The 15,787-nt window shown below is 70.5% G+C and carries 16 protein-coding genes; 7 read left to right on the forward strand and 9 right to left on the reverse strand.

Features of this window, described 5'->3' with window-relative positions; translation table 11 throughout:
• Positions 1 to 5: 5 nt before the first annotated feature.
• Positions 6 to 758 carry a response regulator transcription factor gene (locus tag RWE79_RS07800; protein ID WP_475939283.1) on the reverse strand — a complete coding sequence of 251 codons (753 nt, stop codon included), beginning with the start codon at positions 756 to 758 and terminating at the stop codon, positions 6 to 8.
• Positions 759 to 894: 136 nt separating this feature from the next.
• On the opposite strand from RWE79_RS07800, the gene RWE79_RS07805 reads away from it, so the two are divergent.
• The 6 genes from RWE79_RS07805 (at position 895) to RWE79_RS07830 (ending at position 6,441) form a co-directional block, all read left to right on the forward strand.
• Positions 895 to 2,274, forward strand: coding sequence for a ferredoxin reductase family protein (locus RWE79_RS07805; protein ID WP_475945658.1), 1,380 nt, complete (start codon positions 895 to 897; stop codon positions 2,272 to 2,274).
• A gap of 10 nt (positions 2,275 to 2,284) precedes the next feature.
• Complete coding sequence (locus RWE79_RS07810) at positions 2,285 to 2,755, forward strand: FMN-binding protein (protein WP_475939284.1); 471 nt, start codon at positions 2,285 to 2,287, stop codon at positions 2,753 to 2,755.
• Between the two features lie 78 nt (positions 2,756 to 2,833).
• The gene (locus RWE79_RS07815) at positions 2,834 to 4,204 is read left to right on the forward strand and encodes a ferredoxin reductase family protein (protein ID WP_475939285.1); all 1,371 of its coding nucleotides are present in this window, start codon (positions 2,834 to 2,836) and stop codon (positions 4,202 to 4,204) included.
• A gap of 22 nt (positions 4,205 to 4,226) precedes the next feature.
• Positions 4,227 to 4,784, forward strand: coding sequence for an FMN-binding protein (locus RWE79_RS07820; protein ID WP_475939286.1), 558 nt, complete (start codon positions 4,227 to 4,229; stop codon positions 4,782 to 4,784).
• 82 nt (positions 4,785 to 4,866) lie between these two features.
• Complete coding sequence (locus tag RWE79_RS07825; RefSeq protein WP_475945660.1) at positions 4,867 to 5,601, forward strand: FAD:protein FMN transferase; 735 nt, start codon at positions 4,867 to 4,869, stop codon at positions 5,599 to 5,601.
• 60 nt (positions 5,602 to 5,661) lie between these two features.
• Positions 5,662 to 6,441, forward strand: coding sequence for an SDR family NAD(P)-dependent oxidoreductase (locus RWE79_RS07830; RefSeq protein ID WP_475939287.1), 780 nt, complete (start codon positions 5,662 to 5,664; stop codon positions 6,439 to 6,441).
• A gap of 66 nt (positions 6,442 to 6,507) precedes the next feature.
• Here the strand turns inward: RWE79_RS07830 and RWE79_RS07835 are convergent, their stop codons facing one another.
• The 8 genes from RWE79_RS07835 to RWE79_RS07870 form a co-directional block, all read right to left on the reverse strand.
• Complete coding sequence (locus RWE79_RS07835) at positions 6,508 to 7,059, reverse strand: arginine repressor (protein ID WP_475939288.1); 552 nt, start codon at positions 7,057 to 7,059, stop codon at positions 6,508 to 6,510.
• 7 nt (positions 7,060 to 7,066) lie between these two features.
• Positions 7,067 to 8,260 (reverse strand): acetylornithine transaminase, encoded by a 1,194-nt coding sequence (locus RWE79_RS07840; RefSeq protein ID WP_475939289.1) that lies wholly within the window; start codon positions 8,258 to 8,260, stop codon positions 7,067 to 7,069.
• A complete protein-coding gene (argB, locus tag RWE79_RS07845; RefSeq protein WP_475939290.1) occupies positions 8,257 to 9,174 on the reverse strand; it encodes an acetylglutamate kinase in 918 nt (305 codons plus the stop codon). The genes RWE79_RS07840 and argB overlap by 4 nt, the downstream gene beginning before the upstream one ends.
• The gene (gene argJ / locus RWE79_RS07850) at positions 9,171 to 10,322 is read right to left on the reverse strand and encodes a bifunctional glutamate N-acetyltransferase/amino-acid acetyltransferase ArgJ (RefSeq protein WP_475939291.1); all 1,152 of its coding nucleotides are present in this window, start codon (positions 10,320 to 10,322) and stop codon (positions 9,171 to 9,173) included. Before argJ ends, argB begins: the two co-directional genes overlap by 4 nt.
• Positions 10,323 to 10,416: 94 nt before the next feature.
• Positions 10,417 to 11,445, reverse strand: a complete 1,029-nt coding sequence (argC, locus tag RWE79_RS07855; protein ID WP_475939292.1) for an N-acetyl-gamma-glutamyl-phosphate reductase — start codon at positions 11,443 to 11,445, stop codon at positions 10,417 to 10,419.
• Between the two features lie 207 nt (positions 11,446 to 11,652).
• On the reverse strand, positions 11,653 to 12,927 hold the full coding sequence (locus RWE79_RS07860; protein ID WP_475939293.1) for an AlbA family DNA-binding domain-containing protein: 1,275 nt from the start codon (positions 12,925 to 12,927) through the stop codon (positions 11,653 to 11,655).
• 195 nt (positions 12,928 to 13,122) lie between these two features.
• Entirely contained in the window at positions 13,123 to 13,551 is a 429-nt protein-coding gene (locus RWE79_RS07865; RefSeq protein ID WP_475939294.1) for a hypothetical protein, read from the reverse strand.
• A 46-nt stretch (positions 13,552 to 13,597) separates the two neighbouring features.
• Positions 13,598 to 14,050 carry an NUDIX hydrolase gene (locus RWE79_RS07870; RefSeq protein ID WP_475939295.1) on the reverse strand — a complete coding sequence of 151 codons (453 nt, stop codon included), beginning with the start codon at positions 14,048 to 14,050 and terminating at the stop codon, positions 13,598 to 13,600.
• Positions 14,051 to 14,524: 474 nt separating this feature from the next.
• Between RWE79_RS07870 and RWE79_RS07875 the strand changes: the two genes are divergently transcribed.
• A complete protein-coding gene (locus tag RWE79_RS07875) occupies positions 14,525 to 15,616 on the forward strand; it encodes a sugar ABC transporter substrate-binding protein (protein ID WP_475945662.1) in 1,092 nt (363 codons plus the stop codon).
• The last annotated feature ends 171 nt before the right edge of the window (positions 15,617 to 15,787 follow it).

A 15,787-nucleotide genomic window follows, 5' to 3' on the forward strand; every position in this document is an offset into this window, starting at 1 on the left:
CCGGTTCACGTCACGGCCGGCTTGAGGATGTAGCCGGCGCCGCGCACCGTGTGGATCATGGGGACCCGGCCCGCGTCGATCTTCTTGCGCAGATAGCTGATGTAGAGCTCGACGACATGGGCCTGTCCGCCGAAGTCGTACGACCAGACGCGGTCCAGGATCTGCGCCTTGCTGAGCACCCGGCGCGGATTGCGCATGAGGAAGCGCAGCAGCTCGAACTCGGTGGGCGACAGGTCGATGACCTCACCGCCCCGGGTGACCTCGCGGGCCTCCTCGTCCATGGACAGGTCGCCGACCACGAGCAGGGAGTCGTCGGCGACCTCCCGGCTCATCCCCGACCTGCGCAGCAGCCCGCGCAGCCGGGCGAGGACCTCCTCCAGGCTGAACGGCTTGGTGACGTAGTCGTCGCCGCCGGCCGTGATGCCCGCTATACGGTCCTCGACCGAGTCGCGGGCCGTGAGGAAGAGGACGCAGACGTGCGGGCGCTCGGCGCGCAGCTTGCGCAGCACCGTCAGCCCGTCGAAGTCGGGGAGCATGACGTCGAGGATCACGGCGTCGGGCTCGAACTCACGGGCGGCGGCGACGGCGGAGGCCCCGTCGGTGGCGCCGCACACCAGCCAGCCCTCGTAGCGCAGGGTGCCGCACAGCACCTCGGTCAGATCGGGTTCGTCGTCCACGACGAGGACCCGGACCGGCGTGCCGTCCGGCCTGGTCAGTGCGGGGAGGTTGCGGGCGGATGCCGCTCGTCGGATTTCCATGGTCAATACAGGATGTAGCAGAAGTCTCTGGGTTTTCTCTGAGTCGGGCCTTTTCGACCCTTCCGACAGCCGGCTGAGAGTCTTCTCAGAGGTTACGCGACCACAGTGGGCCTTCCGCCACACCCGGAAGGGGTTCATCTTGGCCACCCTCCACGGCCATCCCACGGCCCGGCACCGAGCCGCGCCGCCCGCCGCCCGCCGGCCCCGGCGCTCACCGGCCCCCGCGGTGCTGACCCTGGTCTGGGCCGGGGCGGTGGCCGTACTGGCCCTGTGGTGGCTCGACACCCCGGCCGTGACGACCCGGGCGGACTGGCTGACCGGCGCGGGCCGGATCGCCGGGCTGCTCAGCGGCTACGCCTGCGCGGTGCTGGTCGGACTCATGGCCCGGGTTCCGGCGCTGGAGCGCGGGGTCGGCAGCGACCGGGTCGCCCGATGGCACGCCATGGCCGGCCGCTGGACGGTCTGCCTGCTCGCCGCGCATGTCGTGCTGATCGTCCGGGGCTACTCGGTCCAGGGGCGCTCCTCGGTGTGGACGGAGACGGTGAGCATCGTCCTGGACTACCCGGAGATGCTCAAGGCGACCGCCGGCACGCTGATCCTGTTCACCGTCGGCATTGTCTCTGCGCGCGCTGTGCGCAGGCGGGTCCGGTACGAAACCTGGTACTTCCTGCACCTGCTCACCTATGCCGCGCTGTTCCTGGCCTTCGGCCACCAGCTCGCGCTGGGCACGGAGTTCGCCGGGAACGAGGCCGCGCAGGACGCCTGGTACGCGCTGTACCTGGGGGTGGCCGCGCTGGTGCTGTGGTTCCGGGTGCTGGCCCCCGTACGGCTCAACCTGCGGCACCGGCTGCGGGTGGCGGCGGTGACACCGGAGGCGCCGGGGGTCTTCTCGGTCCTGGTGCACGGGGAGCGGCTGGGTGAACTGGCCGCCGAGCCGGGGCAGTTCTTCCGCTGGCGCTTCCTCGTGCCGGGGCTGCGCCTGACCGCCTCGCCGTACTCGCTGTCGGCGGCACCCGGACCGCACGGGCTGCGCATCACCGTCAAGGCGCTCGGCGACCACAGCGCGGCCGTCGGGACGCTGCGCCCCGGCACGCGGGTGTGGGCCGAGGGACCGTACGGGGCGCTGACGGCGGCGCGCAACAGCAGGGACAAGGTGCTGCTGCTGGCGGGCGGGGTGGGCATCACACCGCTGCGCGCGCTGTTCGAGTCGCTGCCGACCGCCCCCGGCGACCTGACGCTGCTCTATCGGGCACGGACCTCCCAGGAACTGGCGCTGCGCGGTGAGCTGGAGGCGATAGCGGCGGCGCGCGGCGCCCGGCTCTTCTACGCGGTCAACGGCCCCGACGGCAGCCGCGCGCCGATCACCGCGGCCGGGCTGCGCGAGGTGCTGCCGGACATCGACCGGCACGACGTCTACCTGTGCGGCCCGCCCGGGATGGCCGAGGCGTCGTACGACGCGCTGCGCGCCGCCGGGGTGCCGGCCCGCCACATCCACCACGAGTCCTTCGAGCTGTGAGCCGCCTCTCATGAACCCCTTCCGTACGTATCCGCTGCGCCGGGTGGTGCTGGGCACCGTCGCGACGGTGTCGGGCGTCACCGCGCTGCTGGCGCTCAAGCCGCACACCCCGGCCACCACCGTGACGGCGCAGCCGGCCGCCTCGCCCACGTCCACGCCGACGGAGCCCTCGGCGTCCTCCTCGGGGCCGGTCTCCGCCGCCGCCACGAAGAAGGCGACCGGCGACGCGATCCGGACCCGCTACGGCCCGGTCCAGGTGGAGATCACCCTCAGGGCGGGGAAAATCACCGCCGTCTCGGTGCTCCAGGTGCCCCAGGACAATCCCAAGGACTCCGAGATCGCCCAGTACTCGGTCCCGATCCTCACCCAGGAGGCCCTGACCGCGCAGAGCGCGGGCATCGACAGTGTTTCCGGGGCCACCTTCACCAGCGAGGGCTATATCAGATCGCTCCAGAGCGCATTGGACAAATCCGGGAATTGAGTGGTTCGGACCCTTCCACCGTAGGGACTGGTGCTGGAGAGGTGCTCCGGGCACTCGCGCGGGAAGGGGATCAGGCCGTTGACGATGATTCAGAACAGCCGGGCCGGCCGGCGGCTGGCCATGCGCCAGATCCGCCCCCGCCGCTCCCCCGCCGTACCCCTGGTCGCGCTGGCCTGGGCCGGCGCGGCGGGGGTCATCTGGATGTGGTGGAACAACACCCCCAATGTCGTCGGCACCGCGAACCAGCTCATCGCCGCCGGACGGCTCACCGGACTGCTCGGGGCCTACAGCATCTCCCTCGTCGTCGCCCAGATGGCCCGCGTCCCCGCGCTGGAGTCGCGGGTCGGCTCCGACCGCGTCGCCCGCTGGCACGCGATGAGCGGCCGTTACGCGATCTCGCTGATCGTCGCCCATGTCGTCCTGACCATCTGGGGCTACGCCGAACTGTCCAGCACCGACGTGGTGTCGGAGACCACCACCGTGCTCTTCGACTACCCCGACATGCTCAAGGCGCTGGCCGGCACCCTGATGCTGCTGCTGGTCGGCTTCGTGTCGGCGGGCGCGCTGCGGCGCCGGATGCGCTACGAGACCTGGTACTACCTGCACCTGCTCACCTACGCCGCGGTCTTCCTCACCTTCTTCCACCAGCTCACCGCCGGCGCCGAGTTCATCGGCAGCGCCACCAGTCGCACCATCTGGTACGCGCTGTACCTCACCGTCGCCGCGCTGGTCCTGTGGTACCGCGTACTGACCCCGGTGCGGCTCAACCTCCGGCACCGGATGAGAGTGGAGAGCGTCGTCGAGGAGGCGCCCGGCATCGTCTCCGTCCTCATCACCGGCCGCAAACTGCACCGTCTCGGCGCCGAGGCGGGGCAGTTCTTCCGCTGGCGGTTCTTCGCCCCGGGGCTGCGCTGGAGCTCCAACCCGTACTCGCTGTCCGCCCCGCCCCGGCCCGGGCTGCTGCGGATCACCGTCAAGGCGGTCGGCGGGCACAGCGGCGCGCTGGCGAGCCTCAAGCCCGGCATCCGGGTGTGGGCGGAGGGCCCCTACGGTGCCATGACCGCCGCCCGCCGCAGCCGCGGCAAGGTGCTGCTGCTCGCCGCGGGCGCGGGCATCACGCCGATGCGGGCACTGTTCGAGACACTGCCGGCCGCGCCGGGCGACCTGACCCTGCTGTACCGGGCCAAGGCGACCGAGGACCTGGCCCTGTGGGGCGAGTTGAAGGCCATCGCCAAGGAGCGCGGCGCCCGGCTGATGTACGCGGTCAACGCCCCGGACGGCTCACGGCCCGAGATCACCCCGGAAGGGCTCAAGGCCCGGCTGCCCGACATCGACCGGCACGACGTCTACATGTGCGGTCCGCCGGCCCTGGCGACGGAGTGGTTCCATATGCTCCGCCAGGCGGGGGTTCCCGAACGCAGTATCCACCACGAGTCCTTCGAACTGTGAGAGGCGAAGCACCGTGTACGCGATGAAGAAGAAGCATCCGCTGCGCCGGGTGATCCTCAGTACGGCCGCCACCGTCTCCGGCATCGTGCTGCTGCTCGCCCTCAAACAGCCCGCCGACGGCTCCGCCTCGGCCGCCGCCCAGGCACCCGCCCCCTCGGCGCCCGTGGCGTCCGCGTCGCCGTCCGAGTCGGCGTCCGGCGCGAGCAACGACAAGGCGCACGCCCAGGGCAGCGAGGGCTCCGAGCAGGACACCGGTTCGGCGGACGCGCAGGCCTCGGCGGCGCCGTCGAAGTCGGCTGCCAAGGCACCGGCCGCCGCCGCGAAGACCTTCACCGGGGACTCCGTGTCGGCCCAGTACGGCGCGGTTCAGGTCAAGTTGACGGTCAAGGACGGCAAGGTCACCGCCGCCCAGGCCGTGCAGGGCCCGAGCACCGGCCCGGGCGGCACGGCGATCCCCACCCTCAACCAGGAGGTGGTGTCGGCGCAGAGCGCCGGCATCGACGCGGTCTCCGGCGCCACCTTCACCAGCGAGGGTTACAAGAAGTCCCTGCAGAGCGCGATCGACAAGGCAGGTCTCTGATATGCCCCAAGCCCCCTCCGCCCAGGCTCCCTCCACCCAGGCAGCCGCCCAGGACACCCGGCTACGTCACGTCGAACACGCCATGGGCACGGTGTTCTCGTTCGACGTCCGCGGGGCCGGGGCGGGTACGGACCGGACGCGGGAGGCACTGGACGCGGCGGTCAGCTGGCTGCACCGGGTCGACGAGGTGTTCTCCACGTACCTGCCCGACAGCCAGATCAGCCGGCTGGCCCGGGACGAGATCGAGCTGTCGCGCTGCGACCAGGACGTGTGGGCGGTCATGCGGCAGTGCGAGCACGCCGAGCGGATCAGCCAGGGCTGGTTCAGCGCGGGGTACGCGGGCGGCTTCGACCCGACCGGTCTGGTGAAGGGCTGGGCGGTGGAACGGGCGGTCCGGATGCTGGTCTCGGCCGGTGCCGACGCGGTCTGCCTCAACGGCGGGGGCGACATCCAGCTGCACGGCGGGCCGTGGCGGATCGGGATCTCCGACCCGCACACCCCCGGCTCGCTGGCGGCCGTCGTGGAGGCCGACGGCGAGGTCGCCGTGGCCACCTCCGGCCCGGCCGAGCGGGGCTGCCACATCCTCGACCCCAACACCGGCAAGCCGCCGGCCAGCGACCTGGCCTCGATCACCGTGGTCTGCCCCGGCCTCACCGAGGCGGACGCCTGGGCCACGGCCGCGTACGCGATGGGCGGCGACCGGGCCCGCGCGTGGGTCGAGGGCCTGCCCCACGCGGAGGCCTTCGCGGTCACCGCCGACGGGGGCACCTGGCACACCAGCGGGTTCGGCCGTTACGCGGCGGCGGTCCGCGCCTGACGGACGCCGCCGGCGACCGCGCTTGACGCACGCCATGGGCCGACCGCGAGAATGCCGCCCATGGATCTGGAACTCAAGGACAAGGTCGTACTGATCACCGGTGGCTCCGACGGCCTCGGCGCGGCCTTGGTGCGGCGGCTGGCCACCGAGGGCGCCCGGGTGGCGCTGTGCGGCCGGGACGCGGAGCGCGTCGGCCGCGTGGTCAAGGTGCTCGGCGAGACCGGCGCGGATGTGCTGGGCGTACCGGCGGACGTCACCCGCCGGGAGGACCTGGAACGCTTCGTGTCGGCCGCCGAGGGCCGCTGGGGCCGTATCGACGCCGTGGTCAACAACGCCGGGCGCAGCGCGGCCGGCCCCTTCGAGGCCCACGACGACGACGCGTGGGAGGACGACCTTCAGCTCAAACTGCACGCCGCCGTCCGCCTGACCCGCCTGGCGCTGCCCCATCTGCGCGCGGCGGGCGGCGGCAGCGTCATCAACACCCTGGCGATCGCCGCGAAGGCGCCTGGCGCAGGCTCGGCCCCCTCCTCGGTCTCCCGGGCGGCGGGGCTGGCGCTGACCAAGGCCCTGTCCAAGGAGCTGGGCGCGGACAACATCCGGGTCAACGCGGTGCTCATCGGGCTGGTCGAGAGCGGCCAGTGGGTGCACAAGTCCGCCGATCTGGGTGTCCCCCTGGACGACCTGTACGACTCCCTGCTCGCCAACTCCGACATCCCGCTCGGCCGGCTCGGCAAGGCCGAGGAGTTCGCCGACCTGGTCGCCTTCCTGCTGTCCCCCCGGGGGGCGTACATCACCGGCACCGGCATCAACTTCGACGGCGGCCTCAGCCCGGTGGTCTAGGCCCGGTGGTCCGGGCCCGGTGGTCCGGGCCTTGTGGTCCGGGCCTTGTGGTCCGGGCCCGGTGGTCTAGGGAGTGTGCTGGCGGTCGCCGGCGGCCAGCCTCAGCAGGTGGTCGGCGACGGCCTGGCCGCCGCTGGGGTCGCGGCTGATCAGCATGACGGTGTCGTCGCCGGCGATCGTACCGAGGATGTCGTGGACCTCCGCCTGGTCGATCGCCGAGGCGAAGAACTGGGCGGCGCCGGGCGGGGTCCGTACCACGACCAGGTTCGCGGACGCCTCGGCGGAGATGAGCAGTTCGCCGGCGAGCCGGCGCATCCGCTCCTCCTTGACGGACTCGCCGAGGGGGGCCTGCGGCGTGCGGTAGCCGCCCTCGCTGGGCACGGCGTAGATCAACTCACCGTTGTTGGTGCGGATCTTGACCGCGCCCAGCTCGTCGAGGTCCCGGCTGAGCGTCGCCTGGGTGACGCTCAGCCCGTCGTCGGCGAGCAGCTTGGCGAGCTGGCTCTGCGACCGCACCGCCTGCCGGTTGAGGATGTCCACGATCCGGCGGTGGCGTGCCGTGCGGGTCTGCGGTACGGACTGGCCGCTGCCGCTCTGCTGCGCCTGGGCCTCGGTCATCGTCGTGTCATTCCCCGGCTCGCGTTTCGTCGGATACGGCATGGAGGATGCCCGGCAGGGCCCGGAGGAACGCGTCCGTATCGGCGTCACCGAGGATCAGCGGCGGTGCCAGCCGTACCGTGTCGGGCACGGCGGCGTTCACCAGGAAGCCGGCATCCTGAGCCGCCTGCTGCACCTTCGCGGAGACGGGCTCGGTGAGCACGATACCCAGCAGGAGGCCGGAACCGCGCACATGATCGACCAAGGGGTGGCCCAACGCCTCGATCCCGTGCCGCAGTTTCTCGCCCTGCCGCTTGACGTTGTCCAGGATCCCGTCGGCCTCGATGGTGTCCAGGACGGCCAGCGCGGCGGCGCAGGCGACCGGGTTGCCGCCGAAGGTGGTGCCGTGCCTGCCCGGCGTCAGCAGGTCTGCCGCGGGGCCGAAGGCGAGGATGGCGCCGATCGGCAGGCCGCCGCCGAGGCCCTTGGCGAGGGTGACGACATCGGGCTCGACGCCCTGGGCCTGGTGCTCGAACCAGTGGCCGGTGCGGCCGATGCCGGTCTGCACCTCGTCCAGCACCAGCAGGGTGCCGGTGGCCCGGGTGATCTCCCGGGCGGCCGCGAGATAGCCGGCCGGCGGTACGACGACACCGTTCTCGCCCTGGAGGGGCTCGATGATGACGATGGCGGTCCGCTCGGTGACGGCGGCCCGCAGCGCGTCGGCGTCCCCGAAGGGCACATGGGTGACGTCGCCGGGCAGCGGGTGGAAGCCGTCCTGCTTGCCGGGCTGGCCGGTCAGGGCCAGGGCGCCCATGGTCCGGCCGTGGAAGGAGCCGGTGGTGGCGACCATGTGGGTGCGGCCGGTGAGCCGCCCGATCTTGAAGGCGGCCTCGTTGGCCTCGGCGCCGGAGTTGCAGAACAGCACCCGGCCGGTCCGGCCGGACAGCTGGAGCAGCCGTTCGGCCAGCGCCACCGGGGGTTCGGCGATGAACAGGTTGGACACATGGCCCAGGGTCGCGATCTGCCGCGAGACGGCCTCCACGACGGCCGGGTGGCCGGTGCCGAGGGAGTTGACCGCGATACCGCCGAGGAGGTCCAGGTACTCCTTGCCGTCGGCGTCCCAGAGCCGGGCGCCCTCGCCGCGCACCAGCGGCAGCCGGGGGGTGCCGTAGTTGTCCATCAGCGAGCCCTGCCAGCGCCGCGTGAACTCCTGGTTGGTCATGACCGTCCCCCTTCGGTGTCGCCGGGCGCGTCCGGCACGACCATCGTGCCGATTCCCTCGTCCGTGAAGATCTCCAGCAGGATGGAGTGCGGCACCCGGCCGTCGATGACCCGGGCGGTGGTGACGCCGTTGCGTACCGCGTGCAGGCAGCCCTCCATCTTGGGCACCATGCCGCTGGACAGCTCGGGGAGCAGTTTCTCCAGCTGGCTCGCGGTGAGGCGGCTGATCACCTCGTCGCTGTTGGGCCAGTCCTCGTAGAGGCCCTCGACGTCGGTGAGGACCATCAGCGTCTCGGCGCCCAGCGCGGCGGCGAGCGCGGCCGCGGCGGTGTCCGCGTTCACGTTGTAGACATGGGTGTCGTCGGCGCTGCGGGCGATGGAGGACACCACGGGGATCCGGCCGTTGTCCAGCAGGGCCTCGATGGCGCCGGTGTCGATCGCGGTGATCTCGCCGACCCGGCCGATGTCCACGGCCTCGCCGTCGATCTGCGGGAAGTGCTGGGTCGCGGTGATGGTGTGGGCGTCCTCGCCGGTCATGCCGACGGCCAGCGGGCCGTGCTGGTTGAGCAGTCCGACCAGCTCACGCTGGACCTGGCCGGCCAGCACCATCCGTACGACGTCCATCGCCTCGGGGGTGGTGACCCGCAGCCCCGCCTTGAACTCGCTGACCAGGCCGTGCCGGTCGAGCTGGGCGTTGATCTGCGGGCCGCCGCCGTGGACGACGACCGGCTTGAGTCCGGCGTGCCGCAGGAAGACCACGTCCTGGGCGAAGGCGGCCTTGAGCCCCTCGTCGATCATGGCGTTGCCGCCGAACTTGATGACGACGGTCCTGCCGTTGTGGCGGGTCAGCCACGGCAGCGCCTCGATGAGGATCTGGGCCTTGGGCAGGGCGGTGTGCTTGCGAGTGGTGCTCATGAGCTGTACGCGCTGTTCTCGTGGACGTACTCGGCGGTCAGGTCGTTGGTCCAGATGGTCGCCGTGTCGGTGCCGGCGGCGAGGTCGGCGGTGATGTGCACCTCGCGGTAGCGCATGTCGACCAGGTCGCGGTCCTCGCCGACCGAGCCGCCCTTGCAGACCCAGACGCCGTTGATGGCGACGTTGAGGCGGTCGGGGTCGAAGGCGGCGGAGGTGGTGCCGATCGCCGAGAGCACCCGGCCCCAGTTGGGGTCCTCGCCGTGCAGGGCGCACTTGAGGAGGTTGTTGCGGGCGATGGACCGGCCGACCTCGACGGCGTCGTCCTCGGTGGCCGCGTTGACCACCTCGATCCGGATGTCCTTGGAGGCGCCCTCGGCGTCGCCGATCAGCTGCCGGGCGAGGTCGGCGCAGAGCTTCTCGACGGCGGCGGCGAACTCGTCCTGGGCGGGGGTGACTCCGGAGGCGCCGGAGGCGAGCAGCAGCACGGTGTCGTTGGTGGACATGCAGCCGTCGGAGTCGGCCCGGTCGAAGGTGGTGCGGGTCGCGGCGCGCAGTGCCCGGTCCAGGGCGGCCGCGTCCAGGTCGGCGTCGGTGGTGAGGACGACCAGCATGGTGGCCAGCCCGGGGGCGAGCATGCCCGCGCCCTTGGCCATGCCGCCGACCGTCCATCCCGTGCCGTCGACAACGGCGGTCTTGTGGACGCTGTCGGTGGTCTTGATGGCGATCGCGGCCTTCTCACCGCCGTGTGCGGACAGTTCGGCGGCGGCCTTGTCAATGCCGGGCAGCAGCTTGTCCATCGGCAGCCGGATGCCGATCAGGCCGGTGGAGGCCACCGCGATCTCGGCGGCGTTCCCGCCGGTCGCCTCGGCGGTCCGCTCGGCGGTGGCGTGGGTGTCCTGGAAGCCCAGCGGGCCCGTACAGGCGTTGGCGCCACCGGAGTTGAGGACGACGGCGCTCACCGCGCCGCCCTTGACGACCTGCTCGGACCAGACCACCGGTGCGGCCTTGACGCGGTTGGAGGTGAAGACGCCGGCGGCGGCGAGGCGCGGCCCGTTGTTGACCACCAGGGCCAGGTCGGGGTTGCCGTTCTCCTTGATCCCGGCAGCGATGCCCGCCGCCGTGAATCCCTTCGCTGCCGTGACGCTCACGGTGTCTCCTTCTTCTTCGCTGCATGGGGGAGGTGGCAGGGCACGGCCCTGACCAGAAGCGCCGCGAGCGCCCGGCGGGCGAGCCGCAGCCCGCTCACGGCGCCACCCCGGTGGTGGTCAGCCCCAGCTCCTCCGGGAGCCCGAGGGCGATGTTCATACTCTGGATCGCGCCGCCGGCGGTGCCCTTGGTCAGGTTGTCGATCGCGCTGATGGCGATGATCCGGCCGGCGGCGGCGTCGAGGGTGACCTGGATCAGCGCGGCGTTGGAGCCGTACACGGCGGCCGTGGAGGGCCACTGGCCCTCGGGCAGCAGATGTACGAAGGGCTCGTCGGCCAGCGCCTTGTCGTACGCCGACCGTACGGCGTCGGCCGTCACGCCCGGCCGGGCCTTGGCGCTGCAGGTGGCGAGGATGCCGCGCGACATGGGGGCGAGCGTCGGCGTGAAGGAGACCGAGACCCGCTCCCCCGCCGCCGCCGACAGGTTCTGGATCATCTCCGGGGTGTGCCGGTGCCCGCCGCCGACGCCGTACGGGCTCATGCTGCCCATGACCTCGCTGCCCAGCAGGTGCGGCTTGGCCGCCTTGCCCGCGCCGGACGTGCCGGACGCGGCCACGACGACCGCCTCGGGCTCGGCCAGCCCGGCGGCGTACGCCGGGAACAGCGCCAGCGAGGCCGCGGTGGGATAGCAGCCGGGCACCGCGATCCGCCGGGAGCCCGCCAGCGCCGCGCGGGCGCCCGGCAGCTCCGGGAGGCCGTAGGGCCAGGTGCCGGCGTGCGGGGAGCCGTAGAACGTCTCCCAGTCGCCGGCGTCCTCCAGCCGGAAGTCGGCGCCGCAGTCCACGACCAGCACCCCTTCGCCGAGCTGCTCGGCGACCGCGGCGGACTGGCCGTGCGGCAGCGCCAGGAAGACCACGTCATGCCCGGCGAGGACCTGTGCGGTGGTCGGCTCCAGCACCCGGCCGGCCAGCGGCAGCAGATGCGGCTGAAGCCCGCCGAGGCGCTGTCCGGCGTTGGTGTTGCCGGTCAGGGCACCGATCTCGATCCCGGGGTGGTTCAGCAACAGGCGCAGGACCTCTCCGCCCGCGTACCCGCTCGCTCCCGCCACCGCTGCCCGCAATGCCATCGAATCCTCCATAGCCGATGGCATGACTATACGGTCTCCGGAAGCTTTATGCAATGAAGAGATGGACTCCCCGGCTTCGGCCGTGAGACGTTGCGCTTCAGTTGGCGGGTTTGCAATCGACCTGGCGGGTTGTGCGCGAGGCAGTGACGATGATGCGCAGGCGCTGGCTCACCAGCCCAGGCCATCCCGACGGACGGTAGCCTTCAGTCAGGCTTCGGCCGAGGGTTCTGGATCCGCGAGGGCATCGGCGAATCGCTCCTCAGAGGCGAGGGCGCGCAGGAATGGGCCGACCAAGCGGCGGGTGATGGCGCCGGGGGCGTCATTGAGTTCGGCCCAGGTGGTTCCGGTCGCTTCCTGGTAGGCGTCCTGGTCATAGCGGGTGGTAGAGCTGAAGCCGCCCCAGTTCTGCTGCCCGGAGTAGGGGCGGCGGCCACGAAGGCGGGTAGCGCCCAGGGCGAGGGCCCAGTTCCCGACGTAGCCAGCCTCCTCGGCGGCGGCAAGCACGAGAGCGAGGAAGCGGCGGGTAAAGCTCACTGCGGAGGCGTCGAAGATCATCTGGTCGCCAGGGTTGATCGCGTCCGAGAGACGGCTGGAGAACAGCCGCAGACCGCCGTTTTCGAACACCTGCAGTTCAATCACGTCCTCCGCGCGGTAGCTCCCCTCGACGGGAGCGTATTCGCGAGCTTCTCCGAGATTGGTAGAGGCCCGGGCAGCGCCCCCGTTGCGCCGGTAGCCGTTTCCGGCGTCCAGGAGGTCCGGGGAGGCATCGACGCTGGTCAGGATGGTGTTCAAGGCTGGGGTGTGTGCACGCTGGATGAATTCGGCGAGTTTCAGGTTCCAGCCGGGTCCACTGGTGAGCTTCAGGAGCATGTCCCGGCGGCCCGCCAGGGGATGCGCGACCAGGAAGAGGTGGGATTGCTCGCCGACCTCGCGCAGCGGGTCCTGGTCGAATTCTCGCTGCAGCAGCGCGAGCGCGTCCTGTTCGGCGGACCGGCGCCGCGAGTGGAGGCGCGCGACCTCAGGGTCGGTAAGAACATGCTTGGTCTTGTCATTGCGGCCGTAGTAGCGGCCGTCGACCATGTGGGGTGCCTGCGGGCTCGCCGGGACGTGGACCAGGAGGTAGCCCTGGGTGCGGTCCGCGTCGGTGGCGATGGCCTCGGTGACGACGTTGAACGGCGGGTCGGGGATGGAGCGGGCGACGGAGTCGACCTTCTCCGCCAAGCCGGCCAGCGGTTGCGGCGTGAGGTTGAATGTGCGGTTGGGTTTATCCTCGCCGATACCGATGATCAGGGTTCCGCCGTCGATGGCGAAGGAGGACAAGTCCTTGGCCAGTTCCTTGTTGTCGCCCTTGGTGACGAGTTCCTTCTTCACATCCAGACGACTCGACTCATCGATCAGCCCGCCGTCGATGACGGACTGAAGATCGGCTTCGCTTTTGGGCGTCCATCGGGGGGTGTCCGAGGAGAGGTAGATCGACGTCACGGAAATCCTTACGACTCGTGCAGCAGATGCCCCCGTCCCGGAGGCGTTGACGGAGAGTATGGGCCATGTGCACCAATAGGTGCATTTGGATTCCTGATGTCAGTCGCACTGGTACCGCTTGTCGCCTGACATGGAGCCGCGGACCAACCACCTGCTCTCGCTGTTCGACGGTCACGGCCTGTGAACGGCTGGGGTTCACGGCCGGATGTTCGTCGCGTGCCGGATCGCGAGTTCTCCGTTGGCGCCGCGCCCGAGGTTGCCGGTAGGAGCGCACCAGCGGCAGCCGATGTCCTGGCGGGCATCTTGGGGAAGGCGTTCGCGAATACGTGGGCGGTGAATGACTGATCCGAGGTCGTCATCGTCCTGGTGAAGGCCGGCGGATGCGAGCAGGAAGTGGGTCAGGGCCTCGCTGGCGGCGAGGGTGTTCAGAGGCATCACGCTCGGCGCGGGAACCCCAGGGACGTAGCGGGCCTGTTCCCGTTCCGCGTCCGGGTGCATCTCGATGGCGAGTTCGGTGCGGTCGATGAACCGATTGCACCAAAGGCATCCGATGCCGGGCGCGATGAGGCGGGTGGCCGTGTGGATCTGCCCGATCTCGCCGTCGCTGGTAACGGGGATCTTCACGCCGACCTGGGTCGCGGGAATGAGGTACTCGTGGACGGCGGAAGACTCAAACCAGTTCGGTCGGGGCCAGCGGCGGGCCGTCTTTGAGGAAGCGGGAGACGAGATTCGCGAGGTCGGCAGGGTAGATCGTCTGCGAGGTCTCGCGAATTTCGGTGATGGTCCACCAGTGCCAGGCACGGATCGTATCCGATTGGGTGGCGAGCGCGGGATCGACGGTGCCCGGCGCCACGACCGTCACGAAGTAGCGTTCGACCTGGCGAGCTGGCTTGCCTCCGACCATGTGCTCCTTGGTGCGGACCGCGAGTTCCGGGCCGAAGCTGACGTCGGTGACGCCGAGTTCCTCGCGGAGTTCCCGCAGGGCCGCTGCTTGGTGAGTCTCACCGGGATCCAAGGATCCCCCGGGGGTTGCCCAGAAACCTTCTCTGCACCAGTCAAGCGGCGGGACTCTGTACCTTCCACGGTGCTCAGAGGCGGTGGCGGAGGTACCAGAGAGTGGCACAGCTTCCCGTGACGGCTGGCGGGTGGTTGCGTCGCCCCAGAATGCGGTCCGCGGAGCCTCGCTGCACCGTCGCTGTTCTGGGTGATCCCACCGTCGGTGACGTCTTCGGCCTTGGCCTGCGTGTGTGCAACGTTCTGGACGACATGCCGGCCTCCGTGGCTTCGATGCCTCGACCTTGGACCGGTGCGAGCGCTGATCTATGGCAGGTCAGGTAAGAGGCTCGCCCTATCGCCGAAGAGGAAACCCGTCTTTGTAACAAGCGGACGAATGCGGCTTGACTGCACTGCTAAAGGCATACGGCAACACGGTGCAAGCCCGGTCCGGTCGTGCGACGTGGACGATGGACAACCCGGTTGTGTCGGTGCGCAGACCGTTCTGTGTTTTGAACCTGTTTCTCAACTGTGGATGTTCCAGTCCCGCGCCGGCCGCACCTTGCGGTCTTTTCTCGGAGGCATTTCCGAAATGAACGCAACGATGCGCAGATTCGTCATAGGTACCGCCGCGGTTTCTATGGCTCTTTCCGTAGCCGCCTGTGGGAAGGCCGGGGACGACGGCTCCGGCAGTGACAGCACCGGCTCTTCCTCCGGAGGCAACTCCGTCGGTCTCCTGCTGCCGGACAGTGTCACCGCGCGCTACGAGAAGTTCGACAAGCCGTACTTCGAGGCCAAGGTCAAGTCTCTCTGCCCGGACTGCACCGTCGAGTACGCGAACGCCGCCGGCGACCCCGCCAAGCAGGCGCAGCAGATCAGCAGCATGGTGACCAAGGGCGTCAAGGTCCTCGTGGTCGACCCGCAGGACTCCGCCGCGATCAAGTCCTCCATCCAGTCCGCGGTGGACAAGGGCATCAAGGTCATCGCCTACGACCGCCTGGCCCAGGGCCCGGTCTCGGCGTACGTCTCCTTCGACACCGTCAAGGTCGGCGAGCTCCAGGGCCAGGCCCTGCTCGCCGCGCTCGGCTCCAAGGCGACCACGAAGTCCAAGGTCGTCATGATCAACGGTGACGACGCCGACCCGAACGCCGCCAAGTTCAAGGAGGGCGCCCACAAGGCCCTCGACGGCAAGGTCGACATCGCCTACGAGCAGTCCGGCCTGTGGAAGGACACCGTCGCCGCGCAGAAGATGTCCGCCGCGATCACCCAGCTCGGCGCGAAGAACATCGCGGGCGTCTATGCCGCCAACGACGGCATGGCCGGCGGTATCGCCACCGTCCTCAAGGGCGCCGGCATCAGCGGCATCCCGCTGACCGGTCAGGACGCCGAGCTCGCCGCCATCCAGCGCATCCTCACTGGAACCCAGTCGGCCACCATCTACAAGGCATTCAAGCCTGAGGCGGAGGCTGCCGCCCAGCTCGCGGTCAACCTGATGCAGGGCAAGGACATCTCCTCCCTCGCCACCCAGACCGAGACCAGCGGCTCCGGCGACAAGGTCCCCTCCCGGCTGCTGACCCCGGTGTCGGTCACGGTGGACAACATCAACGACACGGTCGTCAAGGACGGCCTGTACACGGTTGCTGACATCTGCATCGCCGGCTACGCCACCGACTGCAAGAAGGCCGGCCTCGAATAGGCCCGGCCTCACCGGCCGGGGGTCATCCCCGGGTCTTGCCCTCGGCCCGGGTCCGGGAACGCCGCACCGTTCCCGGCTCGCCGCCGGGCCGCTCGCAGAACTCGTCCGGCGCCCGCCCACCTTCACTCCCCGCTACCGGGCGGCGCCGGACGATACCGCCGCCGAGAGTCA

This window comes from Streptomyces sp. RLA131 (assembly GCF_056270125.1).